This is a genomic window from Thermogutta hypogea (assembly GCF_055386265.1).
Genome location: NZ_AP042425.1, coordinates 4,112,365 through 4,128,835 on the forward strand (window position 1 = coordinate 4,112,365; position 16,471 = coordinate 4,128,835).

The 16,471-nt window shown below is 64.5% G+C and carries 12 protein-coding genes; 3 read left to right on the forward strand and 9 right to left on the reverse strand.

Annotation, left to right across the window (positions count from 1 at the left end; all coding sequences use genetic code 11):
• Nucleotides 1-40: 40 nt before the first annotated feature.
• Nucleotides 41-895, reverse strand: coding sequence for a hypothetical protein (locus tag ACZ5B4_RS14785; RefSeq protein WP_464912000.1), 855 nt, complete (start codon nucleotides 893-895; stop codon nucleotides 41-43).
• 412 nt (nucleotides 896-1,307) lie between these two features.
• On the opposite strand from ACZ5B4_RS14785, the gene ACZ5B4_RS14790 reads away from it, so the two are divergent.
• From ACZ5B4_RS14790 to ACZ5B4_RS14800, 3 genes are all read left to right on the forward strand, one after another.
• Nucleotides 1,308-2,339: a metal ABC transporter solute-binding protein, Zn/Mn family gene (locus ACZ5B4_RS14790; protein ID WP_464912001.1), complete on the forward strand. Its 1,032-nt coding sequence runs from the start codon at nucleotides 1,308-1,310 to the stop codon at nucleotides 2,337-2,339.
• Between the two features lie 191 nt (nucleotides 2,340-2,530).
• Complete coding sequence (locus ACZ5B4_RS14795) at nucleotides 2,531-3,484, forward strand: metal ABC transporter ATP-binding protein (RefSeq protein WP_464912002.1); 954 nt, start codon at nucleotides 2,531-2,533, stop codon at nucleotides 3,482-3,484.
• Nucleotides 3,481-4,323, forward strand: coding sequence for a metal ABC transporter permease (locus ACZ5B4_RS14800; RefSeq protein ID WP_464912003.1), 843 nt, complete (start codon nucleotides 3,481-3,483; stop codon nucleotides 4,321-4,323). The genes ACZ5B4_RS14795 and ACZ5B4_RS14800 overlap by 4 nt, the downstream gene beginning before the upstream one ends.
• Before the next feature lie 226 nt (nucleotides 4,324-4,549).
• Here the strand turns inward: ACZ5B4_RS14800 and ACZ5B4_RS14805 are convergent, their stop codons facing one another.
• The 8 genes from ACZ5B4_RS14805 to ACZ5B4_RS14840 form a co-directional block, all read right to left on the reverse strand.
• Nucleotides 4,550-6,838: a hypothetical protein gene (locus ACZ5B4_RS14805; RefSeq protein ID WP_464912004.1), complete on the reverse strand. Its 2,289-nt coding sequence runs from the start codon at nucleotides 6,836-6,838 to the stop codon at nucleotides 4,550-4,552.
• Between the two features lie 263 nt (nucleotides 6,839-7,101).
• A complete protein-coding gene (locus ACZ5B4_RS14810) occupies nucleotides 7,102-8,604 on the reverse strand; it encodes an alpha,alpha-trehalose-phosphate synthase (UDP-forming) (protein WP_464912005.1) in 1,503 nt (500 codons plus the stop codon).
• Nucleotides 8,594-9,391 (reverse strand): trehalose-phosphatase, encoded by a 798-nt coding sequence (gene otsB, locus ACZ5B4_RS14815; protein WP_464912006.1) that lies wholly within the window; start codon nucleotides 9,389-9,391, stop codon nucleotides 8,594-8,596. The genes ACZ5B4_RS14810 and otsB overlap by 11 nt, the downstream gene beginning before the upstream one ends.
• Nucleotides 9,379-10,635, reverse strand: coding sequence for a glycosyltransferase (locus ACZ5B4_RS14820; protein ID WP_464912007.1), 1,257 nt, complete (start codon nucleotides 10,633-10,635; stop codon nucleotides 9,379-9,381). Before ACZ5B4_RS14820 ends, otsB begins: the two co-directional genes overlap by 13 nt.
• On the reverse strand, nucleotides 10,635-11,285 hold the full coding sequence (locus tag ACZ5B4_RS14825) for a DUF5752 family protein (protein WP_464912008.1): 651 nt from the start codon (nucleotides 11,283-11,285) through the stop codon (nucleotides 10,635-10,637). The genes ACZ5B4_RS14820 and ACZ5B4_RS14825 overlap by 1 nt, the downstream gene beginning before the upstream one ends.
• 526 nt (nucleotides 11,286-11,811) lie before the next feature.
• Nucleotides 11,812-12,897, reverse strand: coding sequence for a flagellar motor switch protein FliM (gene fliM, locus ACZ5B4_RS14830; protein WP_464912009.1), 1,086 nt, complete (start codon nucleotides 12,895-12,897; stop codon nucleotides 11,812-11,814).
• Between the two features lie 159 nt (nucleotides 12,898-13,056).
• Nucleotides 13,057-14,331, reverse strand: coding sequence for a glutamate-5-semialdehyde dehydrogenase (locus ACZ5B4_RS14835; protein ID WP_464912010.1), 1,275 nt, complete (start codon nucleotides 14,329-14,331; stop codon nucleotides 13,057-13,059).
• A 542-nt stretch (nucleotides 14,332-14,873) separates the two neighbouring features.
• A complete protein-coding gene (locus ACZ5B4_RS14840; protein WP_464912011.1) occupies nucleotides 14,874-16,412 on the reverse strand; it encodes a glycoside hydrolase family 140 protein in 1,539 nt (512 codons plus the stop codon).
• Between the last annotated feature and the right edge of the window lie 59 nt (nucleotides 16,413-16,471).

Here is a 16,471-nt window from a genome sequence, read left to right on the forward strand (position 1 = left end):
GGGTATCAACCTCTCGCGAGGTTCAGTGTCTCAATCGGCCTCATTCGGCCTTTTCAGTCTTCTTTTCCGCGGGCTTTTCCCGCTTGGCGAAGCCCTTTTCGAAGGCCGCGTCGCTGAAGACCAAGGCCAGCCGGGCGTCGTCATTTTCGGCCTTCTCTATCTTGCCCTGGCAGCCGCCGCAGCATACGCCCACCGGGATGCCGCCCAAGTTGACGCTCTTGCCTTCCGCAACAGGACGGCTCGTCAGCGGGCAGGCCTTTTGCACATACTGCTTGGTGCTCACCAACTGGGCGTTGGCCTTGGCGGCATACTTGGCCGTGTGTTCCTTGAATTCCGGAATGCAGTCCGGGCAGCAGAACGCGACTTTACCGCCCTTGTATTCGGTGGCGACCTCCGGGTTGACCTTGCCGCCCATCACAGGGCAGGTCAGATCCGGCTTCTTCGCCTTGCCTTCCTTTTTCCCCTCAGGCGCGGAATAAGAAACCGGCTGCACCGGAGTGCCCTCGGCGGAGGCGTCAGCCTGCTTTTCGCCACCCTTGCCGCCGCAACCCTCTTTCGGGCACGCGGTGTCGCTCACGGGGCAAGCGGCAGCCTCGCAGCAGGACTTGTCGGCGCAGCACGCCTTGCCTTCTGCACAGCAAGCCTGGCCTTCGGCACAACAGGCGGCTTCGGAATCGCAACAGGGGGATTCCGATGATGCGGAAACCGTTTGAGCCTCAGTCCCCTTCTTGCCGGGGCAGCAGCCTTCGTGGGATGTCGTTTGGGCGGCGACCGTCTTTTCACCGCCGCAACCGGACGCGGGGCAAGTGGATCCGGCGAAACCTTGGCCCGAGGCCAAGTAAGCCAATCCCACGGCACCCATAATCAGGGCAAACGAGCCGGCGAGTTTTGCCATCGATCCATTCTCCTTCGACCACGGAAAGTTTTCGTCAGGCGTAATTGCCGTTTCTAAAACAAAAGATACCAAGCTCAAGGTAAAAGGCAAGCGCTAAATTCCCTACTAATATTGTGATAAATAAACGGTCGCCCGCAGCGGGACCGGATAGGAACGCCTGCCGCCGCCGGTGCTCTCGCTCCGAGAACGCAACGTGCGGATTCCTTCCGGACGACCGACGCAAAAAGAATGCGTTACAGGCACGATTCTCAAATCCATAAATCCTTTCACGTTAGCCATTTGAGGAAACAATAGGCGGCGAAACAGGCGAAAGTCGTGGAATGCTCCGCGGGTATCGAACCGCGAAGCGTACATCTTTACAATGGCTGTTTTGGTCTCTCCCGATCCCCTTTTGTCGCGAGGACGTTACGCGATGCCGCTGAATCCCTTTCCGCAGTTCTTCGCCTCAAAGCGAGGACCCGTCGAGGTTTCCGTTCGTGAGCGCCCGGTTCGTAGCGCGGCGGTTGTCGTCGCCGCCCTTCTGGCGGCGCCGTTGCTGAGCGGTTGTCGCAAGGCGGAGCCGGTCAGCGGGCCGCAGGGCGTGGTCGTGGCCGTCAGCCTGGTCCCGCAGGCTTGGCTGGTCCGGCGGATCGGCGGCGATCGGGTGCAGGTAGAGGTCATGATTGCGGGCGGGTCGGACCCGCACACCTTCCAAATCAGCGATGCCGATGTGACCCGGCTGGCCCGGTCACGCGTGTTCTTTGCCTTGGGCATGCCCTTCGAACAGAGCCCCGCCTCCCGCGCGGTTTTGAAAAACGGCAACGCGCGGGTCGTGGACTTGCGGGAGGACCTAGCGCGGCGCGGTCTGATCGCGAGCGGGGACCGGCACGAGGAAACGCACGACCACGAAGAACACGCCGACCACGACCACGAAGAACACGCCGAGCACGAGCACGATCACGCCCATGACGAGCCGTTCCATATTTGGCTCAGCCCTCGGTTGCTCAAGGCCCAGGCCGAGACGGTGGCCGGGGTGCTGGAGGAAATCGACCCTGCCGGGGGCGAGGTCTATCGGGCCGGCTTGCAGGCGGTAAGCTCCGAGCTGGATGCCCTGGACGCCGAATTGAGGGCCAAGCTGGCGCCCCTCCGCGGGCAAACGTTTTTCGTCTATCACCCGGCTTGGGAATGCTTTGCCGCCGACTACGAACTGAACCAAGTCGCGATCGAGAAAGACGGCAAGGAGCCGACCGACCGCGAGCTTTCCGAGTTGCAACAGTCGGCCGCCAAGACGGCGGTCAAGCTGATTCTCACGCAGCCTCAAATCTCGTCGCGGGCGGCGCAGGCGGTGGCTCAAACGGCCCAACTCCGAATCGAGCAGGCCGACCCGCTGGCTCCCGACCCCGTCGCCGAACTCCGTCGCCTTGCCGATCTGCTCGTATCCGCCTATCGTGGAGGAAGCGGGTGAGAATAGGCGAATAGGGGAGGCGGCGTCGCTTCCCGTTCGCCGGCCCATATCGCGGCTTAGATGCCGGCCCATATCGCTGCTTAGATGTACTCGGGTGCCGGTGTGCGACGGGCTGTCGGTGTCGGCCCGCGGAGAGAGACGCCGCGCTGTCTCGGGTCGCTTGTTCGTCTCAAGTTTTCAGCAGGCTCGCCGTGCCCTTCGACGAAAATAAACCGGCCGCTCCGGCGACGACGGAAGTGCGGGACGATCGCGCGGCGATCGTGCGGCTGGAGCATGTGTATTTCGCCTACCCTGCGGAGGACGGCGGATCGCGGATCCCCGTGCTCGAGGACGTCTCCCTAGAGATTTACCGCGACGAATTCCTGGGCATCATCGGGCCGAACGGGGCCGGCAAGACGACGCTCTTGAAAGTGCTGTTGGGGTTGCTGGAGCCGCAATCCGGCAGCGTCACCGTCTTCGGGCGTCCGCCGGCCGCCGTGCGGAATTGGATCGGCTACGTGCCGCAACATGCCCGCATCGACACCTCAGTCCCCGCCTGCGTGCTCGACGTGGTCCTGGCAGGCCGCATCTCGCACGCGCGTTGGGGATTTCGCTACGCTCGGGCGGATCGCGAGGCGGCTTTGGAGGCGCTGCGGCAGACGGGCGTGGCCGATCTGGCCGGCCGGCGATTGGGCACGCTCTCGGGCGGACAGCGGCAACGCGTTCTCATCGCGCGGGCCTTGGTCACCCAACCGCGGCTTCTCCTCTTGGACGAGCCGACGGCGGGGATCGATCCCGCCGTGGAACGCAATCTCACGGATCTGTTGCACCAACTGAACCGGCGATTGCCGATCGTCATCGTCAGTCACGACATCGGCTTCGTCTCGCGGCACTTGAAGCGGGTGGCGTGCCTCAACCGGCGCCTCAGCGTCCATGCCGTGGACGACGTGAGCCGCGAGCTGTTCTTCGGGCTGTATCACGATCACGTCCGGTTGATGCGGCACGCGGACTGCTGCCCCCTCAACGATCCCGGTTGCGATCAGGGATGCCTGCCCGCGGCGGAAAACGCCGAGGGTGCGTGCCCCGTTCATGGACCGGAGCAGTCTGAAGCGAGACGCGCGCCGCCGGCCGAGGGGAATGCCGAAGCGGGAGGAGCGGTCCCGTGATCGATTTCTTCCGCGATATGTCCGTGAACCCGTTCCTGTTGAGCGGGCTGATCGCCGGCTTGTTGGCGGGGTCGGCTTGCGGCATCATCGGCCCGTATGTCGTCACGCGGCGCATCGTGTTCCTGGGCGGCGCCCTGGCGCATATCGCGGTGGGCGGGGTGGGAGCGGCTTTCTTTCTCGCCCATGCTTTCCCGCAATACTGCGGATGGATGGAACCGCTGCACGGGGCCACGGCGGCGGCCCTCTTGGCGGCCGTGATTATCAATGTCGTCACCGAGCGGGCCAAAGAGCAGAGCGACACGATCATCGGCGCGCTCTGGGCGGTGGGCATGGCCGCCGGCATCCTGCTCATCAAGTTCACGCCCGGCTACCAAGGCGAATTGATGAGCTACCTCTTCGGCAATCTCGCCGTCGTCCCCTGGTCGCACGTGATTTGGATGGCGGGGCTGGACGTTGTGATCCTCGTGGTGGTTCTGCTGTACCACAAACAATTCTTGGCGGTCTGCCTCGACCCGCAATCGGCGAGACTGCAAAACGTGCCCGTCGCCCGCGTCAATCTCGTGCTCCTCTGTTTGATGGCCCTGACGGTCATCTGCCTGACGCAAGTGGTGGGTCTGATCCTGGTGATCGCCTTGCTGTGCCTGCCCGCCGCCGCCGTGGCTCGGCACGTCACCGGCATGGGGCGCCTGATCGCCGGCAGCACGTTGCTGTGCTGCGTGCTGGCCACGTTGCCGCGGATCGCCGTGTACGGGACGCCGGTCAGTCCCGAGGCGGCCATCGTGCTGGCGGCCGGAGGAGCCTACCTGCTGAGCCTCGCCGTGGCACGGTTGCGGCGCTGAACCCCGGAACCGTGCTTCCGCTTCGAGCCGGCACCCGAGCCTCACACGTCTTTGCCCGGGATAGCTGAGGTTGACGGCAGCGGCTTACGCATTCTCGCGTTGGTGCATGACGTCGCGGGTGTGGAGTCTCCCGAAGCCACCGGCGTGTGTCGGGGCCGGCTGAGGCCCGCGCCGGCGCGTTCCTGCCAACGATTCGCCTACGGTCTCCAGGCGTCAAGCCGACGGTTCACGGTGCGGCATCCGTGGGAAGGATCTCGGCGGCCAGATCCTCCGCGAAACGCGGCGTTGTGAGGACGGCATCCGAAGCTGCCGGGGACCACGGAACCTCCTGATACACTTCCCCCGTTTGTGTATTCCACCAGCGGACGCGGTAGCGCCCGGCCGGCAAAGACAGCCCGCTGACGGCGGCCGCCTTCGCCTCGGGCAGGGGTTCGCCGCGCTGCCGAGCCGACCACGTGGCGCCGTCGCGAACCATCCACAGGTAGGCCGCCCGATCGGTCCGCAGGCCCAAGACGCGCACGCCTTGCCCCGGCGGCGGAATCGAGAGCGGTCGCAGGTCGGGGTCGGTCCAGGGGATGCCTTGCGCGAATCGCGACACCGGCCGGTAATGCGGGTAGGCATCCATCCGGTCCAATCGATCCCACCACCAGAAGAGGACCGTCCCGGATGTTCCGGACACCACCGAAGCCCAAAGCGATTGGCGGAAATGCAACAGCCGTTCGTCGCGTCGCATGTCGGGGTCTTCACCCCAGCGATCGTCGGCCAAACCGAACTCGGCGATCAGCGCGGGTTTTTCGGGCGCGTGTTCCCGGAGAAAGGCCGTCCGATCCACGACGGCGGCGGTGATATCGGCGATGCGGCCTCGGTCCGTCGGGCGGAAGTAATAATGCACCTGGGCAATGTCCAAGGAAGGATGCCGGCAATCCTTGGGCGAAGGCCCCCATGTGCTCGTGGCGCGAAGCCGGCGGTAGGGGTCCGTCGCTTCCAGATAGTCGCCCAATTCCCGATAGAAGCGATCGGTGGGCAAGCCCGGGTCCATTTCGTTCCAGTACTCCCACACACCGACCGCCGGCGAATACCCCCAGCGCGCCACCGCGTAGCGCATCAGTCGTTGGGCGTCGGCGATGGCGGCGTCGTAGGCGGGATCGCCCGCGTTCTTCAGCCGGTGCATGTAAAGGTCGCGCGTGAGCAGGCACAATTGCAGCACGATCCCGGCCGCTTCCGCCGCCTGAACGAGGTGATCGAGTTGGGCGCAGTCGAGAGGATGGTACCAGCCCAACACGGGTAAGTTCGGATCGGCCTCCGGGAGCAGATTGGGCCCGCCGGCCGCCTCGCGCAGTTCCAATCGGTACAAATGCACGGCACCTTCCACGTCCCATTGCAACTCGATCGGTCCGAGCCACCAGGCATCGCCGCCCGCGCGAAGGGGAAAACTCAGCGTCGTCCAGCGGCCGGCCGCGTCGGCCGACAGTTCGGTGGTGAACTCCCGCCCCAGGCATCGGCCGCGAAACCGGCCTGGGGACCGCACCAGGAAAACCAATTCCAGGCGATACTCGCCGTTCGGCCGAACGGCGACGGGATGCGGAGGCTCCGGGCGGAGCGGGCGCCCGCCCTGCCACTGCACGACCTTCCGCGGAGCAAGCTCGCCGGCGGCGGCGGAGTCGGGCGGCGGAGCCGTTCCTTCCGGCAAATCGACGATGGGAGGATTCCAGCTCCACGTTCGCGTCCAGGCGCTTTTGCGGCCCTCCAAGCACAAGGCCCAATCCTCGCAACAGGTCCAGATTCTGAGAAAATCGGCCCCGTTGCGTGAGAGCTTGGCGAAGGCATCCTCCGCGCGGCTGAGATTGAAATACTGCCCGTTGCCGATGAACGCCAAGTTTTGGCCGACGGGGAAAAAGGGCGTACCGTCGCCCCAAGCCAGGAAACGCGGATTGCGGGGAGAAACCCGAAGAAAGCTGCGGCCGGACGAGCCCTCGCAGCGGAACGTGGTTTCGGCCGAAGCGGTCTCGCCCGCGGCGTCGCGCAAGACGGCCTTGGCCCGATAGACCCCTTCCCGTTGCGGGGCGAATCGTACGAACCAACCCGCCTTGCCCACGGGATAAAACCAATCGTCGCGCCCGATCGTCCGTCGCTCGAACGGTTGCATCCAGAAGGCGGGGAGCACGACCTTCTTGCCCTCGGGATCGACCAAAAGCACGTCCAGCGCAACCTGCCGCGGGTCGCACGGTCGGGCATATTCGCGGTCACAGCGGACTTCCGCTTCGATCTTTTCGTAGGCCGGAACCGACTCGCGAGACCAAACCAGCTCCAGGACCGGCCTTTGCTCGGCGGCGCGTGCGACGGTCGGTCCCCACGGCGCGGCCGCCAAGGCAAGCGGCAAGAGACGGAGGGTCCATCGCAAGGCCGAGCGAGGCCGTCGTCGTTCGGCCCCGGAACGGCCTGCCATGAAGAAATCCCGGCGGCGGGAGTCGATCGCACGGACGAACGGACGGCGAACCAAGGCGAACCGCGGCATGGGCGTTCCCTCACGGCTGAACGGGGGCGGCATCCATCGACGAAGGCCGGTGCCGCGCGCTGTTCGCGGAACGCTCCAAGCGGCAGACCTCGGCCGGTGCGTTGCGCCGACCATTGTAGCGGCCCCGAATAACGACCGCCAATCGCTGCGACGATCAGAGTCGCCGACATTGCCGCGCTCGGCTCTCGCCCGGGGCCGATGGCACATTCCCAGCCGCCGGGGTGAGCCGGCGGCGGAAGCACCGCGCGAACAGGTAATGCCCGTCAGGTTTCGACGGCCTCGGCGGAGACCAGCGGCGAGTATTCCTCCAGGGCCGGGAATTCGCTCAGGTCCTTGGCGATGGCGCTGCGGAGGAAAGAATCCACCCACCAAAAGACGTCTTGCTTGCGGATCGCGGCGCGCATCTTGCGCATCCGGGATTTGCGTTCATGAGCGGGCATCTTGCAGGCGCGATAAATGCTATCGGCCGTTCCGATCACGTCGAAGGGATTCACCAGCAAGGCGCCGATCTGAAGCTGCGAGGCGGCCCCCGCGAATTCGCTCAGAATCAGCACGCCGTCATTGTCCACGTTTGTGACGCAGTATTCCTTGGCGATCAGGTTCATGCCGTCTTTGAGGGGCGTTACCAAGGCGATGTCGGCCGCCCGGTAGTAGCCCAGCAGCTCTTCCCGAGACAAGGACCGATAGATGTAGTGCACGGGGATCCAGCCGGGGCGGGTGAACCGGCCGTTGATCCGGCCGACCTGGCGTTCGATCCGGGCGCGGAGCCGTTTGTATTGGGGAACACCGGTTCGGCTGGGGACGGCGACTTGCACCAAGGTGGTCTTTTCGCGCAGCTCGGGATAACGGTTCAAGGCGTCCTGGAACGCCGCCAGGCGATACAAGATGCCCTTGGTGTAGTCCAGGCGATCGACGCCGAGGATCACGGTGCGTCCCGCCAGATTCTTGCGGATGGCGCGGACCGCACGCAGTACCGGCTCGCTCTTGGCCTGCCGCATGAATCCGCGGTAGTCGATGGAGATGGGGAAGTCGCCGATCCGCACGTCGCGGCCCTCCAGCGAGGTCGAGGCCACGCGCCCCCTGCCGCGCCACACGACCTCCGGCATGAGGCTTCGCACGCAGTCCATCAGGTTGCGTCGGTCCCAGGCGGTCTGAACGCCCAGCAGATCGTAGGCCAACAACCCGCGCAGAATCTCCGTCCGCCAGGGGATTTTCAAGAACATCCCCAAGGAGGGAAACGGGATATGGAGGAAAAAGGAGAAAAAACCGTCCACTCCCAGCTTGCGGCATTCATCGGCGACCAGCATCAATTGATAGTCGTGAATCCAGATGAAGTCTCCCGGCCGGCCGTGCTCGGCGACGGCCTCGGCATACTTGCGATTCACCGCTCGATAGGCGTCCCAATAGGCGGGATCGAATTCGGCCAGGCTGGGGAAGTCATGGAAGATCGGCCATAGGACCTCGTTGGAAAAGCCCTCGTAGAAGAGCTTCACTTCCTTCCTCGTGAGGGAGACGGGCCGGATGCGGTATCCCAGCTTGGCGCCGGCCTGTTCCATCAGCTCGGACAGGTTGTCGGGCGATTGTTCCGCGTTCACGCCCGGCCAGCCGATCCAGGTCCCGCCGCGGTTGCGAAGGACAGGGGCCAGGGCGGTCACCAGGCCGCCGGAACCCGGCTCGACGGCGGCTTTGCCGTCGGCGCCGGCCGCCACTTTCAGGGGCAGTCGATTGGAAACGATCAATAAACGGGATCGGCGGTTATCCTGCATGGCAACCCTCCTTTGCACTCTGCAACCATTGCGCGAGGAATTCCCGCACTTCCTCCTCGCCGTTCAAGCGAAGGTCGGCGGCGGTGGGTCTCGGCTCGGCCGAAACCAACACTCTCAATCCCCGCGGACCCAGCGCGGAGAAGGCGTCCTCGTCGGTCCGATCATCACCCAAATAGGCGACGACCGGCTCGCCCTCGCGCTCTTCCTCCAGAATCGCTTTCACCGCAAGACCCTTGTCGGCGCCCGCGGCGCGGAACTCCCAACCGCCGTTGAAGGGGAGCAGTCGAAGCGGTCCGGCCTCCGGCGTCTCCGCGAGGCGGCGCACGCGGCGTTCCGTTCGGGCGACCTGCTCGGCAGACAGACCGCGGACGTGCACGGCCAACGCCCCCGGCTTGCGCTCGCAGCGGGCGGCGGGAAGCGCGGCGACGAGCCGTTCGTGCACATCGTTCAGGGCGCGCTCGGCGGCCGGTGCGACGGGCAGCACGCTCGCCCGGCCGTCCGGGAATCGTCGCTCGCGCCCGTGCGCGGCCCAGATTTCAAGCCCCTTCAAGGGGAAGACCGCGGCCAAGTCGTCGGCCGCTCGGCCCGTCACCAACACCACGCGTGTGCCGGCCGCGGAAATCGCCTCCAGCAGGGAGGGTACCCACGGATACGGCACGGCTTCGGCGGGGACGTCGCGAAACGGGGCCAACGTCCCGTCGTAGTCGCACAGCAGGACGCCGCGCGCCCCCGCGGCCAAGCGGGCGAGGAAAGCCTCCGGGCGGATATCCGGTTTCAGGAATTCCATTGCGTCATGTCGATGCGTTCCGAATCGCGATGGAGCAGGAAGTTCATCAAGGTGAGGTGCTCGCGGGCCAATCGCGACATGAGAAAGTTTTCACGCACGTGGCGGCGCCCCACTTCGCCCATCCGCGCCGTGACCTCGGGATTGCGGAGGAGGTAGCGAATCCGCATGGCTGCGCCCTCCGGGCTATTGACCAAAAAGCCCGTGTGATAGTTGACCACTTGCAGGCGAATTCCTCCGGTGTTGCCGCCGATGACCGGCTTGCCTTTCCAGAGGGCCTCCGCCACGGTCAAGCCGAAACCTTCCCTGGTCGATTTCTGGATCACGATTCGGGCGGCGCGTTGCAGGGCGTTGATGATGCGGTGCGCGTCGGGCGGCAGTTCCAGGATCAGCACGGATCCCGCTTCGCTCTCGGCGGCGGCGCGGACCTCCGCCAGGACCGCCGCCCCTTCCGGGTCGTCGTCGGCGCTCCCGCCCGCCAATACCAACTGCGCCGTGGGAAAGAACGGTTTGACCATGCGAAAGGCCTGGATCACGCCCACCGGATCCTTGAAGCGATCGAACCGCGATACCTGGAGCAAAAGCGGACGCTCCGGGTCGAGACCGAAATCGCTCAGCACGTCCGCGATGAATTCGTCCGACAACTCGCAATTCTTGGGACTGAAGGGATCGATGGCGGGCGCGATGAGGTATTGAGGGTGCGGTAAGGCCCGCGCGAAATCGGCCAGGGAAAAAATGCTCGCATCGTAATCCCGCAAGAATCGCCGCAGATAGTGCCACACCGCGCGGACCGGCCGGCCGGCGTCGATGTGGCAACGCCAGATCCAGCGGCCTTTGCGGGCGGGCGTGAATTGCAAGAGCGGCGCCGGTTGGGGGTCGTGAATCATCACCAGGTCCGCGTCGCGGAGCACGTCGTGCAGCCGCTCGGCGTTCTCGCCGTTGACGCGCTCATACTCGTGCAATTCATGGGGGGTGGGCGGCTCGCCTCCGCCTTGCAGGCAGTTGTGAAACTTCTTGGTGCACGAAAAGAAGGTGGGCGTGCCCTCGATGACATGCCACTCCACGGTCAGACCCAGCTCGGTCAGCAAAGGGACCAACTGGTTCAGGATTTCGGCGACGCCGCCGCCCGTCCGCGTGGAATTGACATGCACGATGCGGTAGCCTCTGAGGGGTGCGGCGAGTTGCCGCAACTGCTCGACGGCCTCCGGCCCCGCGGTTTCGCTGTAGCGTTCCAGCAAGCTGCTCATCAGGCGGCACCTCCGTAAATGCTTGCAAAGACCTCCTCGATCTGACTCCGCAACTCCGTCAGGCCGCCGAAATAGGGGTCGATTTCGGCCAGGCGGTCACAAAGCGCCGCGCACGGCTCTCCGAAATCGCGCAGCCATACCGAGAAATCATCCACATGATCGGAGTTTCTCCGCCGCGCGTCGATGCAGTGATAGAAGATGCAACCGGACGAGAGCCGCGGCAGGAGCCGGTACAAATCCTCCGGCGTCTCCGCGCGCATGCCGGAATCGAAGACCACGATCCGCGACCGCAGAAAGTGGAAGGGGGCGCCGGCGGGAAGCCAGTTCAACAGTTCTTTCTCGTCGATCCGTTCCTCGATCAGGTCGATCAAGGAGATCCGCAGCATTTCCAGGTCTTCGAAATCCGCCGGGTCGATGATCGCCAAGCGCTCGGCCAAGACGTGATCGTGCAGCTCACGGTGCACCCAAACCGCGAAATCGTTGCGGTACTCCGGGTCGTCGAATCGGGGGTGCAAGAGACCGCCCCAGAAGTGATGGTAGATCGAGTCGGCCGGAATGGAGCCGAGAATCGATTTCAGCTCGCCCAGATTGATCGCGTGCCGGCCGCTCGCCAAGGCGATGAGCGCGCAGTCTTTCAGGATGAACGTCATGGCACCACCTTTCCTTTCACCGGGCCGGGGGACCCGCCTCAAGCCTGGGACGGTCGCCGGTCCGGCCGCACCTCGCGGAGGGCCGTCCGCTTCATCGTCGCCCAAGGGCCGCAGTGCGAATAGGCCGGCCCGCGGCCCGTCGATCGAGAATCCTCACGCCCCGCGGATCGAGAAACTACCGCCCGCGCGACGACGACCATGCGTCGTATGTACTTCGCCCGAAAAACCTGCCGGTACCCACGAGGATGGCGTACGAGGATACGCGTCCGGATAACAACGAGTCCGGAACCGATTGGGCTGACGGAGATGGGGCCGCAATGCGGCGTTCGACGCCGCGACGACGACACCGGCCCCCAAACAATCGCGCCCTTATGCTACCAGACGGCGCCTCGAAAGTCAAATCGCGCGCATGGCCGTGCCGCGAAACGGCGGGCGCTCGAAGCGAACGCGGCCTGGCGGGGAATCGCCGCCGCGGGGCCTTGGGCGGGCACCCCAGGATCGAGTCTTCCCTCAAGGGCCGCCCGGCTCAATCTCCGATCGCCTGGCCCGCGTCGGAGATGATTTCCTCGATGCAGACGGCCTTGCGGCCCTTGAAGATGCCGGGGCGGGCGTAAAACTTGGGGACTCCCTGGACCTTGACCAAGAGGGGGCGGTGAACGTCCTTCTTGGTGGTGATAATGTCGCCTACGCGAAGGCTCACCAATTCGCCGGTCGTAATGCTCGTTTTGGCCAATTCCACCACCACTTGCACGCGGGAGCCGCGGAGCGTTTTGCCGATCCGTTCACCGGCCTCGGGCGAGGCCTGCCGCTTGCCGTACGAGGCCCAACTGTTGGCGGAGAGCTTGCTCGCGATCCGCTCGATGCTGTTATAAGGGATGCAGAGGTTGGCCATCCCGCGAATCTCGCCCAGCGTCAATTCGAAGCTGACTAGGACGACGACCTCGTTGGGCGGCACGATTTGCACCAATTGCGGATTGCTCTCCACGCGGACCACTTCCGGTTGCAACACGACCACGTTTTCCCAAGCCCGCTTCAATTCCTCCAAAAATAGGCTGGTGATGCGTCCGACCAGGCGGCGTTCGATTTCCGTCAACGGCCTGCGCGAGATGGGGGTAGGCTCGCGCCCGCCGCCCAGCAACCGGTCGATCATGGGATAGAGGATCGACGGGTTGATGTCGAGAATGATGTGCCCTTCCAGCGGTTCCGCGCGGATCAGGTTGAAGCAGGTGGGGTTGTCCAGGCTGAAGACGAACTCGCTGTACGTCAATTGATCCACGCTGGTCAATTTGACCTCCACCATGGATCGCAACATGGCGGACAGCCCGGCCGCGAAATTGCGGCTGAAGCCCTCGTGGAGCGTCTGCAAGGACCGCATTTGCTCCTTGCCGACCCGCTCCGGCCGCTTGAAATCGTAGGGGATGACCTTCTCCCGCGCGCGGCGTGGGGCTTCGGGGGTCGCCTGCGTTTTGGCCGGCGGCGCGGAAGGTCCCGAAGAGGGCTGAGGAGGCTTCGAGCCTGGGGGGGATTGGGCCGCCGCCGATCCCGCCGGCTTGCCCACACCCGCCAAAAGGCTTTCGATTTCCGCTTGCGTCAAGACATCATCGGACGACATGGCATCCCTTCCCTTCGTCCGGCGAGAGTTTCCTGATTCGAGGAGGCTTCCTGCTCGGCGGGGACCGGGTTTGCGGCGGGCCGCCGCATTCTGTCGCGCCGTCAACGCGCCCGATCCCGCGAACTCGCGCCGAAACGCTCCGTCGATCCCGCGTGCTTCCTATTCCCGGACTTGTCCTTCCCCGAACACCACGTACTTGTAACTGGTCAGCTCGTTCAACCCGCAGGGGCCGCGTGCGTGGAACTTGTCGGTGCTGATGCCGATCTCCGCCCCCAAGCCGAACTCGCCGCCGTCGTTGAAGCGGGTGCTGGCGTTGACCATCACGGCCGAGCTGTCGACCGCCCTGCAAAACTCCAACGCGGCGTTCCAATCCCGCGTCACCACGGCGTCCGTGTGCTTCGATCCGTAACGGTTGATGTGCTCGATCGCCGCGTTCAGATCCTCCACCACCTTGACGGAGATGATGGGCCCTAAATACTCGGCGAAGTAATCCTCTTCCACCGCCGGTTTGGCTTGGGGAAACAGCCGGCACGTCGTTTCGTCGCCGCGAATTTCGACGCCGTGCCGCGCCAGGGCCGCGCAAATCCTCGGCAGCAAGGCGTCGGCCGCGGCGCGATGGAAGAGCAGCGACTCGGCGGCGTTGCAAACGCCCATCCTCTGGCATTTCGCGTTGACGGTGATACGCTCCGCCAAGTCGGGATCGGCGGATGCGTCGATATACACGTGACAATTGCCGGTGAAGTGCTTGATGACGGGCATCTTGGCCTCGGCCGTCACCCGGCGGATCAGGCTCTCGCCGCCGCGGGGGATGGCAAGGTCGATATACTGGGGCAGGTTCAAGAAGTGGCCCACCACTTCGCGCTCGGACGTTCCCACCAATTGCACGGAATCGAGGGGCAGGCCGACGTCGGCGCCGGCCTCCATCATCACTTCCACGATGGCCCGATTGGAATGCGCCGCCTCTTTGCCGCCGCGAAGGATCACGGCGTTGCCGCTCTTGACGCACAGAGCCGCGGCATCCGCCGTCACATTGGGCCGGGACTCGTAAATGAAAAAGATCACCCCCAGCGGCACCCGCACCTTTTGCACCAGCAGCCCGTTCGGCCGCACCGAGGACCAAATCACCTCGCCGATCGGTTCGGGGAGCAGCGCGACCTCTTCCAACGCGCGGGCCATGGCCTCGATCCGCGCGGGCGTGAGTTTCAGGCGATCGACCTGGGCGTCCGTCAGGCCGAACGACGGCGCGGCAGCCACGTCCCGGTGATTAGCCTCCGCCAAGGCCACGGAGCGCTCCTTCAGCAGACGTGCCGATTGTTGCAACCACTTTTGCTTGACGCCGGGCGCGAGCCGAGCCAACTCCATGGAGGCGGCCTTCGCTCGCTGAGCCATCTCCTCCGCGTATGCGCGCCAGTCGGGATGATTCGCTTCACTCATCAACTCGCCCTTGATACCCCTCTATGGAACAGGTTCCCTTGTTCTCCATGCGGCGTCCGAGTTTCCCGTTTCAAGTATCCCGATTCCCCTGAATTACGTCAACGGCCAATAAGGCTTGCCGGGCCATAAGCCTAAATCACTGACCAGATAACCGCTGATCGGGAAACCAAGGGATGGCTAAGACGGGCCGCCCGGGCCGGGTCCGCCTGGAGGCGGTCAGCCTTCCCTCAGCCACACCAGGGAGGGGGGCCGCGGGGCTGCAACAGCCGGTGACTGAGTTTTTGGTTTGGGTTGCGGAGATGCCGCGGTCGTTGCCTTGAGGCGAGGTTACCGCCGGGTGATCGGCGTCGCATCGATAAGCAAAAGCCGGGATGAATCTAATTGGTCACGGTGTGATAAGTGCTTACGTGGAGGACCTTTCCGAACAAGGGCCGCAAGCGTCTCCCCAAGGGAAGCCCAAGCAACGAGGGAGGCCGGGCCGGCCCCGGTTGCCGCCCCGCGTCCCGCTATCGGTTGCTGACTTGCACTCTGCTCACCGCTTCTCAGTTCGAGGTGCTGCCCGGCGGCGGGAAGTTCTCGGCGGCGGCGTCGAGCACCAAGACCCAGTCTTGTTCCTCTCCCTGAGTCGGCGGGGTAAAGTGCAACTCGTCTCCCGAGAAATCGCCCTCGATGGGTGTCGCCTTGCCGGTCCGCGGATCAAACCACCAGGCCCGGCGAGATGGGCCGACCAGCGAATGGGCCTTCACCGTGAACGCGCGGCCCATGGGGGAATAGACCATCGCGTATCGCCCCTGTTCATCTCGCGTCGCTTGCAAGTGATCATCTCCGCCGCCGAGATCATCCGTCAGCAGCGACTGGTCGGGAATGCGTGTAAGGAACGGCCGCGATTCGATCAGCCGCCGCAAATGTGCGACTTGAAAAGCACCGGGGGCATCGAGCGACTCGTACCAGGGGATGTGCGCCCCATAGCGATAAGTTTCGCCTTTGCGCATCCAACCGATGAAACTGCGATGGCCGTAGGTGAACCCGAAACCGCCGGCGAAAACGCTCCAGTAGGCGGCACGGCGGACGTCCCAGGGACGGATACGGCGGTCCTGCGGCTCTTGTTGATTGAGCGAAAGCGAGTCTTCGTAGGCGACCTCGGCATCGAGCGTAGGCTTCGGCGGCCGGCGTTGGTAGTCGGCGCTGACCGTCTTCCAATTCTGGAAGCGGAATCGCGTCGTGGTTTGGATCATGTTGAAATCCAGCCACGGCTCATCGTGCAGCCATTGTCCCGAGGAACGATTGCCGCCCGGCGGATGAAAAGTCATGAACACCGCATCCCAGTTCGCTTTGCCGTCGAAATGATCGACGCCGCATGTACCGTCGGCGATGCCCTCGGCCACGGCCCGCACCAGGGCCAATCGCGACGGGTTATCGACGTTGCGTCCCTGCTCGTAGGCGTCACCTCCCAACACCCAAATGATATGCGTCTCGCGCCCGTAACGCTTGCCGAGGAATTCCCCATAGCGGTAGGCAACCTCGGGGCGGGTCTCCATGGGATGGCCCCGCGGGATCGACTGAAGCCACATCGGCAGAATCGCCAAACGTAGCCCGTGCCGCTCGGCCGCCCGAACACACCAATCGACGTGGTCCCAGTAATCGTCGTTTTCGCCGGGCTGCACCAGGGGACGCGACCAATCATCCTCAATAAAAGGCTTAAAACCGTAGGCATTCCGTAAGGAACCGCCGATCGGCTCGCGGACCAAGACGGATTGGATGACGGTGAAACCCTTCTCGGCACGGTTTGCGAAGTACCGCTCGACCGACGGCTGGTCGTCCCGGTCCTCATGAACGCTCTTGCCAAACATGTGCCAGCACGTGTCGCCCAGCCAGAAAAACGGTTCTCCGGATGCCGTCACCAGAAATCGACCGTTCTCACTGACCTTCAGCGGCTCCAGTTGCCGGGGCTTTTCGGCGAAGAGCGGAAGCGGGCTACATGCCCAAACGAACAGCACGCCGACAACCGCCAGCCGGCTTGTTGGACATTGCGGCCGCGAGAGCGCAGAACCACGTTGTTTGCCGCGTTGGTTCACAACCATGACTGATCTCCCGCTTACGGGTCCGCCGCGACCGCCCGGAAAGACCGTTTGCGTGAGGA

Coding starts and splice junctions, on each gene's coding strand:
- ACZ5B4_RS14785 (WP_464912000.1), bottom strand. CDS start 895: ATGGCAAAACTCGCCGGCTCGTTTGCCCTGATTATGGGTGCCGTGGGA.
- ACZ5B4_RS14790 (WP_464912001.1), top strand. CDS start 1,308: ATGCCGCTGAATCCCTTTCCGCAGTTCTTCGCCTCAAAGCGAGGACCC.
- ACZ5B4_RS14805 (WP_464912004.1), bottom strand. CDS start 6,838: ATGCCGCGGTTCGCCTTGGTTCGCCGTCCGTTCGTCCGTGCGATCGAC.
- ACZ5B4_RS14810 (WP_464912005.1), bottom strand. CDS start 8,604: ATGCAGGATAACCGCCGATCCCGTTTATTGATCGTTTCCAATCGACTG.
- otsB (WP_464912006.1), bottom strand. CDS start 9,391: ATGGAATTCCTGAAACCGGATATCCGCCCGGAGGCTTTCCTCGCCCGC.
- ACZ5B4_RS14820 (WP_464912007.1), bottom strand. CDS start 10,635: ATGAGCAGCTTGCTGGAACGCTACAGCGAAACCGCGGGGCCGGAGGCC.
- ACZ5B4_RS14825 (WP_464912008.1), bottom strand. CDS start 11,285: ATGACGTTCATCCTGAAAGACTGCGCGCTCATCGCCTTGGCGAGCGGC.
- fliM (WP_464912009.1), bottom strand. CDS start 12,897: ATGTCGTCCGATGATGTCTTGACGCAAGCGGAAATCGAAAGCCTTTTG.
- ACZ5B4_RS14835 (WP_464912010.1), bottom strand. CDS start 14,331: ATGAGTGAAGCGAATCATCCCGACTGGCGCGCATACGCGGAGGAGATG.
- ACZ5B4_RS14840 (WP_464912011.1), bottom strand. CDS start 16,412: ATGGTTGTGAACCAACGCGGCAAACAACGTGGTTCTGCGCTCTCGCGG.